Source organism: Actinoplanes sp. NPDC051633, from assembly GCF_040681735.1.
GTDB lineage: Bacteria > Actinomycetota > Actinomycetes > Mycobacteriales > Micromonosporaceae > Actinoplanes.
Genome location: NZ_JBFAZH010000047.1, coordinates 1 through 15,867, shown reverse-complemented (window position 1 = coordinate 15,867; position 15,867 = coordinate 1). Strand labels below are relative to the sequence as shown.

The following is a 15,867-nucleotide window of genomic DNA, read 5'->3' as shown; positions in this document are numbered from 1 at the left end:
GTCGCCCTTCTCGTCGCGCCTCTCGTCGCCTTTCGCCGTCAGGAAGCCGAACGCGGCGACGCCGGCGCCGGAGGCGAAGCGGAGCACGCGGCGTTTCGCCGGTGAGAGCTCACCGGCGGCGGTCCAGAGACCGGTCAGGACTCCCTGACCCACGGCGGAACCGACAGCGGTCACGATCTTGCGGGCGGCCATGCACCGCAGCCTAGTGAACGTGGTCAATCGGGCTTGACCCTCCGGTCACCGGAGGGTGCACAGTGTTGACCATGCCCGCCACGATCACCATCGGTGAGTTCAGCCGGCTGACCCACCTGCCGGTCAAGACGCTGCACCACTACCACGACGTGGGCGTCCTGGTGCCGGCCGAGGTCGACCCGGCCACCGGGTATCGCCGGTACACGCCGGAGCAGGTCACCGACGCGCATCTGGTGCGGCGGCTGCGCGACGTGCGGATGCCGCCGGCCGAGATCCGGGCGGTGCTGCACGCGGCACCGCACGAGCGGGAGGCCGGGATCGCCGCCCACCTCGACCGCCTGCATCGCCGGCTGACCGAGACGGCGACCGCGGTCGCGTCGCTGCGGGCGTTGATGGCCGGGCCGGTGCCTTCGCCGGTGCGGATCAGGGAGGTGCCCGCTGTGGCCGCCGTCGCGGACAGCACCGTGATCTCGCGGGAGGCGATCGGCGACTACTGCGCCGAGGTCTATCCGCGGCTGTTCGCGGAGGTGGGCCGGTCCGGCCTGCAGCCGGCCGGTCCGGGCGCGGCCCTGTACGGACCGGGCTGGTTCGAGAACGACGGTGGAGAGGTCACGGCATACGTTCCGGTCGTCGCCCCCACGCTGAAAACCAGCACCATCCCCGGTGGCCGCTACGCGGTTGCGCTGCACATCGGCTCGTTCGAGGAGCTCGACCTGACCTACGGCCTGCTCGGGCGGCACGTCCTCGACGGCGAGGGCGGGTCCGACGGGCCGATCCGCGAGATCTATCTGGTCGGTCCCGGGGACACCGCGGATCCGGCTCACTGGCGTACCGAAATCCTCTGGCCTCTCTAGAAAGGCACTGGTCATGCTTTCCATCGCACACATCGTGATCGACACCGGCGACGCCGCGGCCCTGGCCGGATTCTGGTCGCAGGCGTTGTCCCGCCCGGTCGACGAAGGCGCCAACGGGTTCTTCGCGACCATCGGGCGCGACAAGCCGGACGGACGGCCGGCGCTGATGTTCCTCAAGGTGCCGGAGGGCAAGACGGTCAAGAACCGCCTGCACATCGACCTCTCCGGGCCGGACTGGCGGGCCGAGGCCGACCGGCTCGTCTCACTCGGCGCGACGAAGCTGTCCGAGCACGCCGAGTACGGCATCGAGTGGATCACCCTCGCCGACCCGGAGGGCAACGAGTTCGACCTGGCCGCGGGCGACTAGCCGGGCCCCGACGTCGGCGGCTGTGCTCCCGGCCGGCCGCTAGCAGCGATCCTTGGTGCAGGACATCGCCTCGAGCGCCCGGGCGAGGGTGCCCATGTCGAGGCCCTCGAGGTGCGTGAAGATGCGCTTGCGCACGCTTTCCAGATGCGTCGGCCAGGCCGCCTCGAGCCGCCGCAGGCCGGCATCGGTGAGCACGGCGTCCATGCCACGGGCGTCCCGTTCGCAGCGGCGGCGCTGCAGGTAGCCCAGCGACTCGAGCTTGCCGGCCAGCCGCGTCATGCCGCTCAGCGACATGTCGCAGGCCGCGGCCAGATCGCTCATCCGCAGGCGGCGGCCCTCGGCCTCGGAGAGGTGCCGCAACGCGGAGTACTCGCTGAGCGACATCCGCTCACCCTGCTCCAGGTCCGCGTCGAGCACCCGGGGCAGCACCAGCATCAACCGCCCGAGCGCGCGCATCACTGCCTCTTCCTCGCTGGTCAGCGGCTTGAGAGACATGACACAGATGCTACGGCCTTGACACTCGTTCCGCATCGAGTGATTGTTTGACGCAGCAAGTTCTCCCGCCTGCGCACCCCGGCCTGACCTAAGTTGGGCGCATGCCCTTCTCGTTCGAACGTCTGCACCACGTGCAGCTGGCGATCCCGCCGGGTGGAGAGGACGCCGCCAGAGCCTTCTACGGCGGCGTCCTCTCCATGCGCGAGCTGGAGAAGCCACCGGCGCTAGCGACGCGGGGCGGTTGCTGGTTCGCGGGTGGCGGCTGGGAGATCCACCTGGGCGTAGAGGAAAGCTTCGTCCCGGCCCGCAAGGCTCACCCGGGCGTCCTGGTGGACGACCTGGACGGGCTCGCGTCGAGGTTGCGGTCGGCGGGCCGCGGGGTCGAGTGGGACCCGCACTTCCCGGGCCATCGCCGCCTGTACACGGCGGACGACCACGGCAACCGCCTGGAGTTCCTCCAGCCGGAGTAGCGTCAGCCGGCCGAACCCACCAGCGGGTCGTCGCCGGACCACCGGGCCTTGTCAAGAATTTCCGCCAGGGCGGCCGGGTCGGCGACCGCCTCGGCCGGCTCCTCGGGCCACGACTCGATCTGTTCGGTCGCCCAGTCCGCCCACCGGGCCACCATCGCGTAGAAGTCCGTGAAGAAGGCGCCGGCCAGCATGCCCTGGGCCGCCCGATGCTGGTACGGCCCCTCCCCGACGGCGTACTCGCGGGCGGCGACCAGGTTGCCGACGTTCGCGCGCACGGCCCACGCACGGGCGGCCGCCACCGTGCGCAGGGCGTCCGCCCGGGTGCCGTTCTCGGCAAAGGCGAGCTTCACCAACTGCTCGAACTCCAGCACCGGGCCCTCCCCGGGCTCCTCGAGCCAGCGGGCCAGAGCGGCGCTCCCGGCCGGCGAGATCGCATAGACGGTGCGCGGGCGCCTGCCGACCTGCTCCGTGGTGGCGGTGGCCAGACCGAGCGCGACCAGCTTCTTCGGCTCCTCGTAGAGCTTGCTCTGCGCGCGCGGCCACATCCGGCCCAGGCTGCGGTTCATCTGCTGGGTGAGCTCGTACGTGCTCCAGGAGCGCACGGCGAGCAGCCCGAGGATCGCGTACGACGTGGTGGTCACCGCAGGCGCGCTTGACATTTACTCCCCTTGGGACGATGCTGAGTACTCCCAAAGAGAGTATAGGAGTGGGTCATGAGCAGCCGGACCACCGAGGTCGACCCGACGAACCAGGCGCAGGCCGGCGCCTGGGACGGCGCCGAGGGCGGCTACTGGGCCGTCCACGCCGACCGGTTCGACCGGTCGCTGGAGCGCTACCACCCCGCCTTCATGCGGGCGGCCGCCATCGAGCCCGGCTCCCGGGTGCTCGACATCGGCTGCGGCACCGGGCAGACGACGCGCGACGCGGCCCGGCTCGCACCCGAGGGCTCCGCCTTCGGGGTCGACCTCTCCTCCGAGATGATCGACGTGGCGCGCCGGCTCGCGGAGCGGGAGGGCACAGCCAACGCCCGCTTCGCGCACGCCGACGCTCAGGTCCACCCGTTCGACGAGGGCGCCTTCGACATCGCCATCAGTCGCACCGGCTCGATGTTCTTCGGACAGCCCCACGTGGCGTTCGCCAACATCGCCCGCGCGCTGCGTCCCGGCGGCCGGCTCGTGCTGCTGTCCTGGCAGCGGCCGGATCGCAACGAGTGGATCGGCGCCTTCGCCCGGGCCCTGACCGGCCGCGACCTGCCCGCACCGCCGCCGGGATCGCCGAGTCCGTTCTCCCAGAGCGACCCCGACGACGTGCGCGCGCTGCTGGCCGGCACCGGCTTCACCGACGTGCGACTGGCGGACCTGGCCGAGCCGATGACCTACGGCCGCGACGCGGACGACGCGCACGAGTTCGTGCTGGGCCTGCTCGGCTGGATGCTTCAGGGCCGGGAGCCCGCCGAGCGGCAGAGCGCCGCCGACGCCCTGCACGCGGTGATGAAGGCGCACGAAGGCCCCGGCGGCGTCCAGTTCGCGTCCGCCGCCTGGCTGGTGACGGCGACGCGGGCCTGAACCTCTTCGTCAGCGCCGCCACATGTACGGGGTCGTGGTCGAGACCTTCACCAGGCCGGAGCGTTCCAGGATGGGGCGGGAGTATTCCGTCGAGTCGCTGTGCACCAGGGTCTTCCCGCCGGCCAGGGCCGATCGGGCACGGGCCGCCGTGAGCGCGCGGTAGATGCCGCGCTTGCGCCACGGCATGAGGACGGCACCGCCCCACAGGCCGGCGAAGTCGCTGCCCGCGACCGGTTCCAGCCGGCCCGCCCCGACCATCTCGCCGCCGGCCTCCGCCACCCACAGCTCCATCCCGGTCCCGAGCCCGAGCCGGCGAAGGAGGGCGTCGGCCACCTCTCGGGAGTCCGAGTCGCCGAACGCCTCGGCCGCCATCGCGCTCATCGCCCGGACGTCATGCTCGGTGGTGACTCGGCGCAGCGTGACCCCGGCCGGAAGCGGCACGTCCGCCGCCAGTGCGTCGGAGATCTCCCCGACCATGATCGACTCGGGGTCGTCCGGAACGAACCCGTTCCGGACCAGGGCCTCGTGCAGGCCCGGGGCGTGATCGTGGCCCCGGGTCTTCCACTCCACCCGGCTGATCGCCGGGTCGGCCCGGTAGTGCTCCAGGGCCTCCGCGACCAGCCGCTCGATCGCGTCCGCATCGGCACCGCCCAGATGCGGATAGGTGACGAAGCCCCGCCCGCCGTCGAAGGTGGCCAGCCGCAACGGACCGAGCCGGGCGACCGAGACCGCATTGGGCGTCTCCGCCTCGGTGCGCAGTTGTTCGTCGTAGAGCCTCAGGAGGTGCGCCGCGTCAGTCATCGCCGCCCAGGCTGACGACGAACCCGGCCCGGCGCAACCGCTTTAGCCGGACCGACGTCAGACGTTGAAGCGGAACTCCACCACGTCGCCGTCCTTCATGACGTAGTCCTTGCCCTCCATGCGGACCTTGCCCGCCGCCTTCGCCGCCGCCATCGAGCCGGCCGCCATCAGGTCGTCGTAGCTGACGATCTCGGCCTTGATGAAGCCCCGCTGGAAGTCCGTGTGGATCACGCCGGCCGCCTCCGGGGCGGTCGCGTTCCTCGGGATCACCCAGGCCCGGGCCTCCTTCGGGCCTGCCGTCAGATAGGTCTGCAGGCCCAGCGTCTCGAAGCCCACCCGGATCAGCTGGTTCAGGCCCGGCTCGGTCTGGCCGGTGGACTCCAGCAGCTCCATCGCCTCGTCCGGCGGCAGGTCGATCAGCTCCGACTCGATCTTCGCGTCCATGAACACGGCGTCGGCCGGCGCGACCAGGGCCCGCATCTCGTCCAGGAACGCCGCGTTGTTCAGCTCCTGCTCGTCGACGTTGAACACGTACAGGAACGGCTTGGTCGTGAGCAGGTGCAACTCGCCCAGAAGGCCCACGTCGATGCCGGCGCCGGCGGCGCCCTGGTACAGCGTCACCCCGTCGTTGAGCAGCTTGAACGCCGCCTCCGCGGCGGCCGCGGCCGGCGCCTTGTCCTTCTTGAGCTTCGCTTCCTTCTGCAGCCGCGGCAGCGCCTTCTCCACCGTCTGCAGGTCGGCCAGGATCAGCTCGGTGTTGATCGTCTCGATGTCGTCCGCGGGCGACACCTTGCCGTCCACGTGCAGCACGTTCGGGTCGGAGAACGCGCGCACGACCTGACAGATCGCCGACGCGTCGCGGATGTTCGCGAGGAAGGCGTTACCCCGGCCCTGACCCTTGGATGCGCCGCGGACCAGGCCCGCGATGTCGACGAACGACACCGGCGCCGGAATCACCTTCTCACTGGAGAACAGCTCGGCGAGCTTCCCCAGCCGTTCGTCGGGCAGCCCGACCACGCCGACGTTGGGCTCGATCGTCGCGAACGGGTAGTTCGCGGCGAGCACGTCGTTCTTGGTCAGGGCGTTGAAGAGCGTGCTCTTGCCGACGTTGGGCAGGCCGACGATGCCGATGGTGAGACTCACGGAGAGCCAGTCTACGTGTCCTTCAATGCGCCCAGTCCGAGGAACCGTTCCGGCTCCGGATCGGCCAGGAAGTCCAGGATCATCTGGTTCACGACGGCGGCCCGCTGCAGCGGCGCGCCGTGCCCGGTCCCCGGCACGACGGCGAACTGCCCCCTCGGGATCGTGGCGGCAACCCGGCGGTTCCAGTCGATGCGTACGCCGTCGTCGTCGCCCTGCAGCACCAGCACCGGCGCGGTGATCGAGGCGAACTCCTCGAACGACATCTCGACCGGGTTCTGCCACAGCGACAGCACCTTCCGGAACACGACCTCGTAATGCTCCGGTCCGTCCGGTGACGTCCTGATGTAGTCGTCGCGGAAGTAGCTGGCCAGATGCGGATCGTCGACGAGCGAGCGCTCCCCCGAGGTGCGGCCTTCCTCGGCGAGCGGCTGACCGATCCACACCGCACTGCGCACCAGCTCGGGGCGGTGCAGCGTGAGCCACGCCGCGACATACGCGCCGTCCGACCACCCGACGAGGTGGGCGGGCCCCTGCGCCAGCGTCTGGATGACGGCCGCCGTCTCCTCGGCCATCACCGGAATCGTGTACGGGCCCGGCACGTCCGGCGACCGCCCGTGGCCCCGCCGCTCCGGCACGAACACGTGGTAGCCGTCCTCCAGCGCCTTGATCTGCGCCGCCCAGCTGTCGGCGCCCTGGAAGCCGCCGTGCAGCAGGAAGACCGGCTCACCGCCGCTGCCGTGCACCTCGACGTAGACGCGCTGCTCTCCCGGAAGATCCACGTACCCGCTCATGGACGTTGTTTCTACCACCCGACGGCCATGTCCGAATCCCGCCAGCGCCGGGCCCGCGCGCAGGAGCAGACTTCGTGTCATGGAATTGGACTTCGACCGGTGCTACCGGGCCGTGGACAGCCGCGACCAGCGCTTCGACGGCTGGTTCTACACGGCCGTGCGAAGCACCGGCATCTACTGCCGCCCGTCCTGCCCGGCCGTCACGCCGAAGCGGGAGAACGTGGAGTTCCACCCGTCGGCGGCCGCCGCACAGCGCGCCGGTTTCCGGGCCTGCCGCCGCTGCCGCCCGGACGCCGCCCCCGGCTCCCCCGAGTGGGACGTGCGGGCCGACGTGGTGGGCCGCGCGATGCGGCTGATCGGCGACGGCGTCGTCGACCGCGAGGGCGTGCCCGGGCTGGCGAGCCGGCTCGGATACACCGAGAGGCACCTGCACCGCATGCTGACCACCGAGCTGGGCGCCGGACCGCTGGCGCTGGCCAGGGCGCAGCGTGCGCAGACCGCCCGGATCCTGATCGAGACCACCGACCTGGGCCTCGCCGAGATCGCCTTCGCGGCAGGTTTCGGCAGCGTGCGGCAATTCAACGACACGATCCTGCAGGTGTACGCGAACCCGCCCGGCCGCCTGCGCGAGAGCCGTCGCCGCGCGGCCGTGAAGGAAGCGGGAACGATCTCGCTGCGGCTGGCGTACCGGGCCCCGCTGCACGCGGCGGCGCTGCTCGAGTTCCTGGCGGCGCGGGCGTTGCCGGGAGTCGAGGAAGTCGCCGGTGACACGTACCTCAGAGGTCTGCATCTGCCGCACGGGGCCGGGACCGTGACGCTGCGGCCGGGTCCGCGGTGGGTTTCGGCGGCGCTGCGGCTGGCCGACGTGCGGGACCTGGCGCCGGCGGTGGCGCGGTGCCGGCGGTTGTTCGATCTGGACGCCGATCCGATCGCGGTGGACGGGACGCTGGGTGAGGATCCGGCGTTGCGGGCGTTGGTGGAGGCGGAGCCGGGGGTGCGGGTGCCGCGCGCGGTGGACGGCTTCGAGATGGCGGTGCGGGCGATTGTGGGCCAGCAGGTGAGCGTGGCGAGCGCGCGGACGACATTGACCCGCTTGATCAAGTCGGCGGGGAGTGGGTCACCCTTTGGGCCCTCCCCCTCCCCCACCAGGCCCTCGCCCGGCGATGGGCCGGGGTTGGTCGCTCCTACCGAAACCGCGGCGCCTGCGGCGCCCGGCGGCCTCACCGGATTCCCCGGCGCAGCCGCCATCGCCGCCCTGCCCGACGACGCCTTCCGCATGCCGGCCGCTCGCCGCACCACGATCCGCTCCCTCGCCGAAGCGGTCGCCGACGGCAAGCTCGACCTGAACCCGGGGACCGATCGCGACGAGACGATGGCCCGGCTCCAGGAGGTGCCCGGCATCGGGGCGTGGACGGCCGGTTACATCGCCATGCGCGCGATCGGCGACCCGGACGTCTTCCTCCCCACCGACCTGGCCGTCCGGCGCGGCGCGGCAGCGCTCGGTCTGCCCGACACTCCCGCCGCCCTCGAGCGGCACGCCGAACGGTGGCGGCCCTGGCGATCCTACGCATTGATCCGGCTCTGGCGCGGTTATCCACAGCAGCCGGTTGTCCACAGGCCGGCCCAACGGCGGGCCGCGGCCGGGCACGCTGACGAGCCCACGCACGAAGGAGAAACGCGATGATGCACTACTCGACGATGGCCACCCCGGCCGGCTCGTTCACCGCGGTGGTGGATGACGACGGCGCCGTGCTGGCGTCCGGTTTCACTGCCGACCCGACCGACCTGATCGCACTGATGCACCCCACGCTCGTGGCCGATGCGAAGCCGGAGGCCCATCTTGGAGACGTGACGCGCGCCGTCAAGTCCTATCTGGAGGGTGATCTGACCGCGATCGACGACGTGCCGGTGCGGCAGCACATCGGTGGCACGTTCATCGCGCACGCCTGGCGGGTGATGCGCGACATCAAGCCCGGGGCGCCGGTGACCTACACCGCCTTCGCCGAGCTGGCCGGTCGGCCGGAGGCGATCCGCGGGGCGGCGTCGGCTTGCGCGCGGAATGCGGCGGCGTTGTTCGTGCCGTGTCACCGGGTGCTGCGGCTGGACGGGTCGCTGGGCGGCTACCGGTGGGGGTTGCCGGTCAAGCGCTGGCTGCTGGATCACGAGAAGGACCCGGCGGCTTGATCCGCACCGGGATGCCCGCGCGTCGACGCCTGCCGGCCGGTCGGCCGGCGAGCGTTCGATGTGGATGGTCCGGCCCGCCTTGCGCGGGGTGGTCACGATCTAGGGGTGAGGACGTTCCTGCTGGTCGTGGTTGCCGCGGTGCTGATCGCCGGCGTGATCCGGCTGTTTCGTCTGCGCGGCGACGAGCACGTCCGGGCGTTGAGCCTGGCGGTGGCCGGCGAGAGCGTCTATCTGGCCGGGATGCTGGGCTTCCTGGCCTGGCACGCGGACTGGTTGCCGTGGCACGTGATGCTGGTGTTCGCCTGCATGACGGTCGTCGGTGCACTGCTGCTGCGGGTCGTGCTGGCCGTGACTGCGTTGCCATGGCCGGCGCCGGTGGCTCGGCGTGCGCCGACGCCGGGGTACGCGGCCTGCTATGTCGCGGGCCTGACGCTGGTGATCGTGCTGCCGGTGGTGCTGACCGAGCCGGATCCGCAGCCGCCGTCAGCGACCGGGGCCGCCGCGAGACAGTTCGGCGGCCGCATCGACGCCGTGGTCTCGATCAGCGAGCAGAGCACGCCGGCCCAGGGGGAGGCGGTTCCGGTCGAGCAGTACAGCTTCGACGGCCGGCGGCTGGCCCTGGTCGTGGCGCACCATCTGCAGTGCGTCCCGCGGGCTGTGACGCTGACCCGTGACGGTGACGCGTTGACGGTCACGGTCGTGGCCGGCCCGGCGCCGAGGGCGGGCGAGATCTTCCGGGCGGAGAGCGGCGCCGGCCGGTGCGCGCCGGCCGGGCCGTTCACCTGGCGCACGGTGGTGAACGTGCGCACGACGGGCGGTTTCTCGAGCGTCACGGACGGCGGCGCCGACGGCGCTGCCCGGCGGGCGCCCTGACGACAGGCCGCTGACGGTAGGCGCCCGGGGGCGAATTCCCTGGCCTGTGCATGTGCGGCGGCCATACCCTGAGCCGCATGACGGAAGAACCTGCTCGCGGCCGCATGCCGGACCGCCCGACCCTCGACGGACTGGAAGACAGATGGGGTGCTCGCTGGGAGAGCGACGGCACCTACCGGTTCGAGTGGGTAGGCGGGAAGCGCGCGCAGGTTTTCTCGATCGACACGCCGCCGCCGACGGTTTCCGGCGAGCTGCACATGGGGCACGTCTTCTCGTTCACGCACACCGACACCGTGGCCCGGTTCCAGCGGATGCGCGGCAAGTCGGTCTTCTATCCGATGGGCTGGGACGACAACGGTCTGCCCACCGAGCGGCGGGTGCAGAACGTCTTCGGTGTCCGGTGTGACCCGTCGCTGCCGTACGACCCGTCGTGGGAGCCGCCGGAGAAGGCGCCGAAGCCCGCGATCTCGATCTCGCGGCGCAACTTCGTCGAGTTGTGCGGGCGGCTGACGGCCGATGACGAGAAGGCCTTCGAGGCGTTGTGGCGGCGGCTCGGGTTGTCCGTCGACTGGGGACTCACGTACACCACGATCGGTCGCGAGGCCCAAGCCGTCTCGCAGCGCGAGTTTCTGCACAATCTGGAGCGCGGCGAGGCCTACAGCTCGGAGGCGCCGACGTTGTGGGATGTCGGCTTCCAGACCGCGGTGGCGCAGGCCGAGCTGGAGGATCGGGAGCGGCCGGGCGCGTACCACCGGCTGCGGTTTCACGGGCCGGAGGGGCCGGTCGAGGTGGAGACGACCCGGCCGGAGCTGCTGCCGGCCTGTGTGGCGCTGGTCCACCACCCGTCGGACGAGCGGTACGCGGGCTTGACGTCGGTGCGTACGCCACATTTCGACGTCGAGGTGCCCGTGCACGCCCACCCGATGGCCGAGCCGGCCAAGGGCACCGGCATCGCCATGGTGTGCACGTTCGGCGACGTCACCGACGTGGTCTGGTGGCGTGACCTGGACCTGCCCACCCGCGTCGTGATCGGGCGGGACGGCCGGTTCCTGCCGGGCGGGCCGTTCGCCGGCCTGACCGTCAACGCCGCCCGCCGTGAGATGGTGCGGATCCTGACCGAGAGCGGCGACCTGGTCGGCGAGCCGCGGCAGATCACGCATCCGGTCAAGTTCTACGAGAACGGCGACTCGCCGCTGGAGATCGTCACGAGCCGGCAGTGGTTCATCCGCAACGGCGGGCGCGACCGGGAGCTGCGGGAGGCGCTGCTGGAGCGGGGACGGGAGCTGCGCTGGGTGCCCGAGCACATGCGCCACCGGTACGAGCATTGGGTGAACGGCCTGACCGGCGACTGGCTGATCAGCCGGCAGCGCTTCTTCGGCGTGCCGATCCCGATCTGGTACCGGCTCGACGACGCTGGCGAGCCGGACCACTCCGAGCTTCTCATACCGGACCAAAATTCTCTGCCGGTCGACCCGTCCTCGGAGTGTCCGCCGGGCTTCGACGAGTCGCAGCGCGGCAAGCCGGGTGGCTTCGCCGCCGACCCGGACGTCATGGACACCTGGGCCACCTCGTCGCTCACGCCGCAGATCGTCGGCGGCGCCCACGGCGACAGCGTCTTCCCGATGGATCTCCGCCCGCAGGGGCAGGAGATCATCCGGACCTGGCTGTTCGCCACGATCGTCCGCTCACACCTGGAGCACGGCGTGCTGCCGTGGCGGACGGCGGTGCTCTCCGGCTGGATCCTCGACCCCGACCGCAAGAAGATGTCGAAGTCGAAGGGCAACGTCGTCACGCCGATGGACCTGCTGGTGCAGAACGGCTCGGACGCGGTCCGCTACTGGGCGGCGAGCGGCCGGCCGGGCACGGACCTGGCCTTCGACCCGGCGCAGATCAAGGTCGGGCGGCGGCTGGCCACGAAGCTGTTGAACGCGTCGAAGTTCGCCCTGGGGCTGGGCGCGGCGGACGCGTTGCGGCAGCCGGTGACCGAGCCGCTGGACCGGGCGGTGCTGGCCGGGCTGGCTGAGGTGGTGACGACGGCGACCCGCGCGTTCGACGCGTACCAGCACACCGACGCGCTGCAGGCGAGCGAGGCGTTCTTCTGGACGTTCTGCGACGACTACATCGAGCTGGTGAAGGAACGCGCGTACGGCACGGGCCCGGGTGCCGACTCGGGCCGCGCCGCGCTGGCCGCCGGGCTTTCGGTGCTGTTGCGGCTGTTCGCGCCGTTCCTGCCGTTCGTGGCGGAGGAGGTGTGGTCGTGGTGGCGGTACGGGTCGGTGCACCGGGCGACCTGGCCGACGACCTACGAGCTCAGCCGGGTGGCGCCGGAGGGCGACGCGAGCCTGCTCGGCCTGGCCGGGGAGGCGTTGCGGCAGATCCGGCGCGCCAAGTCGGACCGCAAGCTGTCGATGAAGGCGGAGGTGCCGCTCGCCGAGGCGCTCGGGCCGGCCGCGGTGCTGGACCGGCTCGCCCTGGTCGAGTCCGACCTGAAGGCGGCCGGGCGGATCGGCAAGCTCGACCGGCTCCCCGACCGGACGCCGGAACTGGTGATCGCCTGCGCGTTCTGAGGTCGCTGTATCAGCATGGAGGGCATGTCGATCGCGCCTGAGGACGTCGCGGCGCCCGCGGATGACGCGGTGCTGTTCCGCTCGTCGCCGGTCCGCACGTTCCTGGTGATGGCGGCCGTCATCATGGTCGCCTATCTGGCGGTCGCCCCGCTGGTCAAGGTGCTGATCCACAGCGCCGACGACCCGTGGTGGCTGACCGGGGTGCAGGCCGTGGTGATCGGCGCGGTGGTCGCCGGGGCGTTCGCCTTCTCCGCCCGGTCGTCGCTGCGCACCTGGGTGCGGGTGTCGACGGCCGGGCTGGAGCTGGCCGCCCAGGGCAGCGACCCGGTGTGGCTGGCCTGGGCGGACATCGAGCACATCGTGGTGCGGCGGGAGGGCGCGCGGACGGTGCTGGAGGTGACGCCGGTGAACCTCGACCGGGTCCATCCGGTGGATCACGCCGGGCCCGGGGGCCCGGCCATGGCGGAGACGTCGTCGGGTACGGCGTTCACGGCCGATCTGACGCAGCTGTGGCCCGGCCCGCGGGCGTTGCGCAAGGAGCTAGCCCTGCGCATGCGCCGCCGTTAGAAGTCGCCTCCGCCGAAGTCCCCACCGCCGAAGTCGCCCCCGCCGAAGTCGCCGCCACCGCCGCCACCGCCGCCGCCACCGTCGCCGCCCCCGAAGTCGCCGGCGGCGTCCTGGTATCCGTCCTGGAAACCGTCGCCGTAGCCCATGTCGCCGAAGCCGGGCGAGAACAGCGCGTCGAAGATGAGCATGCCGCCGAGGACGCCGGCGCCCGCGCCCAGCGCGGTGCGCCAGATCGGCTGCGAATACCAGCCCGCCCGCACCGGCCGGCCCTGCACCCGGCCGCCCGGGTAGTAGTACGGCGTCTCGGCGCCCGGCTGCGGCCCGGCCTTGTAGTGCTGGCCCTGCACATCGACCTCGCGCTCGCGGGTGAGCTGGCCGGCGCCCTGCGAGGCGGCGAGCGGCGGCAGGTCGGGGCCCGGGTCCAGGCCCATCGCGAGGCGGGCGGCGCGCGCGTACGCCAGACCCTCGAGCGCCGACTCGCGGGCCAGCTCGAACTGCCTCGGGGTCTTGGCCTGCTGCAGCTGGCCGCCGGCTGCGTTGTAGCGCTCCCCGGCGTCGGCGAGGGCCTGCCGCGCGGCCGGGTCGTCGCTGTGCAGGTTCATCACCTGGCCGCCGAGGCGTTCGTACCAGCGCTGGGCCTCGGCTCGGGCGTCGTCGAGGCGGCGCTGCTCGCGCCCGGCCGCGCCACGCCGCCAGAACACCACCAGCGCGACGATGATGAGAAGCAGGATGAGCAGCCAAAACAGCTTCATGAATCAAAGGTACCCGCGCTGAAACCGTCATACCCGTCTGGCAAAGTGCGTTACGTGACATTCTCGACGCTCGCGGTGGTTGTGAGTTGCCTGGCAGTCGGTGCGGCGCTGGGCTGGCTCGCCGCCCGGCTGCGGGCCGCCGCCGACATCGCGCGGCTGGAGGCGACCGTGCAGGCCCGGCAGGACGGCGAGGCCCGGCTGGAGCAGTCGATGAAGGCGTTGTCCTATGAGGCGACCGCGCAGTCGCAGGAGGCGGTGGCCCGCGCGGTCGCGCCGCTGCACGAGGCGTTGCGGCACTACGAGCAGCGCATCGGCGAGCTGGAGCACGACCGGGTGGACGCGTACGCGGAGTTGCGTGAGCAGGTGCGGTCGATGCACGTCGTCTCGGGTGAGCTGCGCACGGAGACGCGCCAGCTGGTGGCCGCGCTGCGGGCGCCGCAGGTGCGCGGGCGGTGGGGCGAGCATCAACTGCGGCGCATCGTGGAGGCGGCAGGGCTGCTCGAGCACTGCGACTTCGCCGAGCAGGTCACGGCGTCGACCGACGACTCCGGGGTGCGTCCCGACCTGGTGGTCCGCCTGCACGGCGGTCGCGAGGTGGTGGTGGACGCCAAGGCGCCGTTCGACGCGTACCTGTCGGCGATGGAGTCCCGCGACGAGCGCACCCGCGACTCGCACCTCGACCAGCACGCCCGCCACCTGCGCATGCACGTCGACGCCCTGGCGGCGAAGGCGTACTGGACGGCGTTCGAGTCCACTCCCGACTTCGTGGTGCTCTTCGTGCCGGCCGACCCGTTCCTGGACGCGGCGCTGCAACGGGATCCGGCGCTGATGGAGCACGCGTTCCGGCGCAACGTGGTGCTGGCGACGCCGGCCACGCTGGTCGCGCTGCTGCGCACGGTGGCGTATTCATGGCGGCAGGAGGCGATGGCGCGCAACGCGGTGGCGGTGCACGCCCTGGCCCGGGAGCTGTACGGGCGACTGTCCACGCTGGGCGATCACGTCGGCAAGCTGGGGGCGTCGCTGAGCGGGGCGGTGGTCGCGTACAACAAGGCGGTCGGCTCGCTGGAGTCGCGGGTGCTGGTGAGCGCGCGCAAGCTGGCCGAGATGGGCGTCTCCGAGCACGGGCTGGAGGCGCCGGCGCAGGTCGAGCTGACGCCCCGCCAGCCCCAGGCGCCCGAGTTGCTGCTGGCGCCGGAACACAGCGAAAGCTCAGCCGGGGCGTGATACAACCCGTCGCATGCGGATCCTCTTCGTCGCCTCCCCGCTGCAAGGGCACCTGCTGCCGCTGATCCCGCTGGCGCTGGCGTGCCGCGACGTGGGGCACGAGGTGCATGTGGCCAGCGGCGGGTTCCCGCCGGACATGGCCGGGTTGCGTACGCACGAGATCGGCGCCCGCTTCAGCCTGCGGCGCAGCGCCCTGCGGGTGTCGCTGGGGCGGCCGGCGATGGCGATGGCGGAGATGAAGGGGCAGGCCGGGCTCGGTTTCGTCGGCGAGCTGTTCGGCCGGGCCAACCTCGACCTGGTCGGCCCGCTGCTCGAGGTGGCCTCCGGCGTGCACCCGGACCTCATCGTCTACGAGTCGCTGGGCGAAGCGGGCGCCGTGGTCGCCGGGCGGCTGTCGGTGCCGTCCGTGCTGCAGGAGAACACGTTGTGGCCCGGCTACGACCTGTTCGAGGCCGTGACCGGCAGTTCGAAGATGCGCGGCCTGAAGGTGCCGGCGCCGGAGCTGACCCTGGCCGTGACGCCGCCGAGCCTGGCCGGCCTGCACGCGGCGGCTCGGGCCGCCGGGCCCGCCACCCCGGCGGCAGCGGCCGGCGCTGCCGGGCCGGGCGGCCGGCACCAGCGGTGGCTGCGGCCGGTGCCGTTCTCCGGCGGCGGCGAGCTGCCGGCGTGGCTCGACGGTCCTCTGGAGCGGCCGCTGATCGTGGTCAGCCGCAGCACGATCGAGGGCCCGAACGACGGCGACCCCGGGCCGGCGGTGATCGCCGCGGCGGCGCGGGTGGACGCGGATTTCGTGCTGGTGCGGCCGGCCAAGCCGGCGGACGGGCTGCCGCCGAACGTGCGGACCACCGGCCGGATCCCGCTCGATCGGGTGCTGCCCCGGGCCGCGGCCTTCGTGCACCACGGCGGCGCGGGCAGTGTGCTGGGCGGTCTCGCCGCGGGCGTACCTCAGCTCGTGACGCCGGGAGCCGGCGACCGCCGCCACAACGCCCGGCTGCTCGCCGAGCGTGGCGCGGGCCTGGCCG

At 72.1% G+C, this 15,867-nt stretch carries 17 protein-coding genes and 1 pseudogene; 11 read left to right on the top strand and 7 right to left on the bottom strand.

The genetic code is table 11. The features are described 5' to 3' along the window. Positions 1–192: hypothetical protein (locus tag AB0M20_RS05150; RefSeq protein ID WP_364293989.1), on the bottom strand; the 192-nt coding region annotated here is incomplete at its 3' end. A gap of 71 nt (positions 193–263) precedes the next feature. Here AB0M20_RS05150 and AB0M20_RS05145 point away from each other — a divergent pair. Further along, the gene (locus tag AB0M20_RS05145) at positions 264–1,046 is read left to right on the top strand and encodes a MerR family transcriptional regulator (protein ID WP_364293986.1); all 783 of its coding nucleotides are present in this window, start codon (positions 264–266) and stop codon (positions 1,044–1,046) included. A gap of 13 nt (positions 1,047–1,059) precedes the next feature. Continuing rightward, positions 1,060–1,413 (top strand): VOC family protein, encoded by a 354-nt coding sequence (locus AB0M20_RS05140; RefSeq protein ID WP_364293983.1) that lies wholly within the window; start codon positions 1,060–1,062, stop codon positions 1,411–1,413. A gap of 39 nt (positions 1,414–1,452) precedes the next feature. On the opposite strand, the gene AB0M20_RS05135 is transcribed toward AB0M20_RS05140, so the two are convergent. After that, a complete protein-coding gene (locus tag AB0M20_RS05135; RefSeq protein WP_364293980.1) occupies positions 1,453–1,908 on the bottom strand; it encodes a MarR family transcriptional regulator in 456 nt (151 codons plus the stop codon). A 101-nt stretch (positions 1,909–2,009) separates the two neighbouring features. Here AB0M20_RS05135 and AB0M20_RS05130 point away from each other — a divergent pair, with 101 nt between their 5' ends. Next, complete coding sequence (locus tag AB0M20_RS05130; RefSeq protein ID WP_364293977.1) at positions 2,010–2,378, top strand: VOC family protein; 369 nt, start codon at positions 2,010–2,012, stop codon at positions 2,376–2,378. 2 nt (positions 2,379–2,380) lie between these two features. On the opposite strand, the gene AB0M20_RS05125 is transcribed toward AB0M20_RS05130, so the two are convergent. Next, a complete protein-coding gene (locus AB0M20_RS05125; protein WP_364293974.1) occupies positions 2,381–3,037 on the bottom strand; it encodes a PadR family transcriptional regulator in 657 nt (218 codons plus the stop codon). A gap of 54 nt (positions 3,038–3,091) precedes the next feature. On the opposite strand from AB0M20_RS05125, the gene AB0M20_RS05120 reads away from it, so the two are divergent. Beyond that, positions 3,092–3,943 carry a methyltransferase domain-containing protein gene (locus AB0M20_RS05120; RefSeq protein ID WP_364293971.1) on the top strand — a complete coding sequence of 284 codons (852 nt, stop codon included), beginning with the start codon at positions 3,092–3,094 and terminating at the stop codon, positions 3,941–3,943. Between the two features lie 9 nt (positions 3,944–3,952). Here the strand turns inward: AB0M20_RS05120 and AB0M20_RS05115 are convergent, their stop codons facing one another. The 3 genes from AB0M20_RS05115 to AB0M20_RS05105 are packed head-to-tail and all read right to left on the bottom strand — an operon-like array spanning position 3,953 to position 6,678. Next, complete coding sequence (locus tag AB0M20_RS05115; RefSeq protein WP_364293968.1) at positions 3,953–4,744, bottom strand: GNAT family N-acetyltransferase; 792 nt, start codon at positions 4,742–4,744, stop codon at positions 3,953–3,955. 57 nt (positions 4,745–4,801) lie between these two features. After that, on the bottom strand, positions 4,802–5,887 hold the full coding sequence (gene ychF, locus AB0M20_RS05110; protein WP_364293965.1) for a redox-regulated ATPase YchF: 1,086 nt from the start codon (positions 5,885–5,887) through the stop codon (positions 4,802–4,804). A gap of 11 nt (positions 5,888–5,898) precedes the next feature. Then, positions 5,899–6,678: an alpha/beta hydrolase gene (locus AB0M20_RS05105; protein WP_364293962.1), complete on the bottom strand. Its 780-nt coding sequence runs from the start codon at positions 6,676–6,678 to the stop codon at positions 5,899–5,901. A gap of 79 nt (positions 6,679–6,757) precedes the next feature. Between AB0M20_RS05105 and AB0M20_RS05100 the strand changes: the two are divergent. From AB0M20_RS05100 to AB0M20_RS05080, 5 genes and pseudogenes are all read left to right on the top strand, one after another. Beyond that, positions 6,758–8,266 (top strand): annotated as a pseudogene (locus AB0M20_RS05100) (AlkA N-terminal domain-containing protein); the annotation flags it as partial. 95 nt (positions 8,267–8,361) lie between these two features. Continuing rightward, complete coding sequence (locus AB0M20_RS05095; RefSeq protein ID WP_364293992.1) at positions 8,362–8,862, top strand: methylated-DNA--[protein]-cysteine S-methyltransferase; 501 nt, start codon at positions 8,362–8,364, stop codon at positions 8,860–8,862. 105 nt (positions 8,863–8,967) lie between these two features. After that, positions 8,968–9,735, top strand: a complete 768-nt coding sequence (locus AB0M20_RS05090) for a hypothetical protein (RefSeq protein ID WP_364293959.1) — start codon at positions 8,968–8,970, stop codon at positions 9,733–9,735. Positions 9,736–9,812: 77 nt separating this feature from the next. Continuing rightward, positions 9,813–12,302: a valine--tRNA ligase gene (valS, locus tag AB0M20_RS05085; protein WP_364293956.1), complete on the top strand. Its 2,490-nt coding sequence runs from the start codon at positions 9,813–9,815 to the stop codon at positions 12,300–12,302. Positions 12,303–12,326: 24 nt separating this feature from the next. Further along, positions 12,327–12,869, top strand: coding sequence for a hypothetical protein (locus AB0M20_RS05080; protein ID WP_364293953.1), 543 nt, complete (start codon positions 12,327–12,329; stop codon positions 12,867–12,869). Here AB0M20_RS05080 and AB0M20_RS05075 read toward each other — a convergent pair. Beyond that, on the bottom strand, positions 12,866–13,621 hold the full coding sequence (locus tag AB0M20_RS05075; RefSeq protein WP_364293950.1) for a hypothetical protein: 756 nt from the start codon (positions 13,619–13,621) through the stop codon (positions 12,866–12,868). The genes AB0M20_RS05080 and AB0M20_RS05075 overlap by 4 nt on opposite strands. Positions 13,622–13,675: 54 nt before the next feature. Between AB0M20_RS05075 and AB0M20_RS05070 the strand changes: the two genes are divergently transcribed. Next, complete coding sequence (locus AB0M20_RS05070; protein WP_364293947.1) at positions 13,676–14,845, top strand: DNA recombination protein RmuC; 1,170 nt, start codon at positions 13,676–13,678, stop codon at positions 14,843–14,845. Between the two features lie 13 nt (positions 14,846–14,858). Continuing rightward, a partial coding sequence (locus AB0M20_RS05065; protein WP_364293944.1) for a glycosyltransferase occupies positions 14,859–15,867 on the top strand: 1,009 nt, incomplete at its 3' end.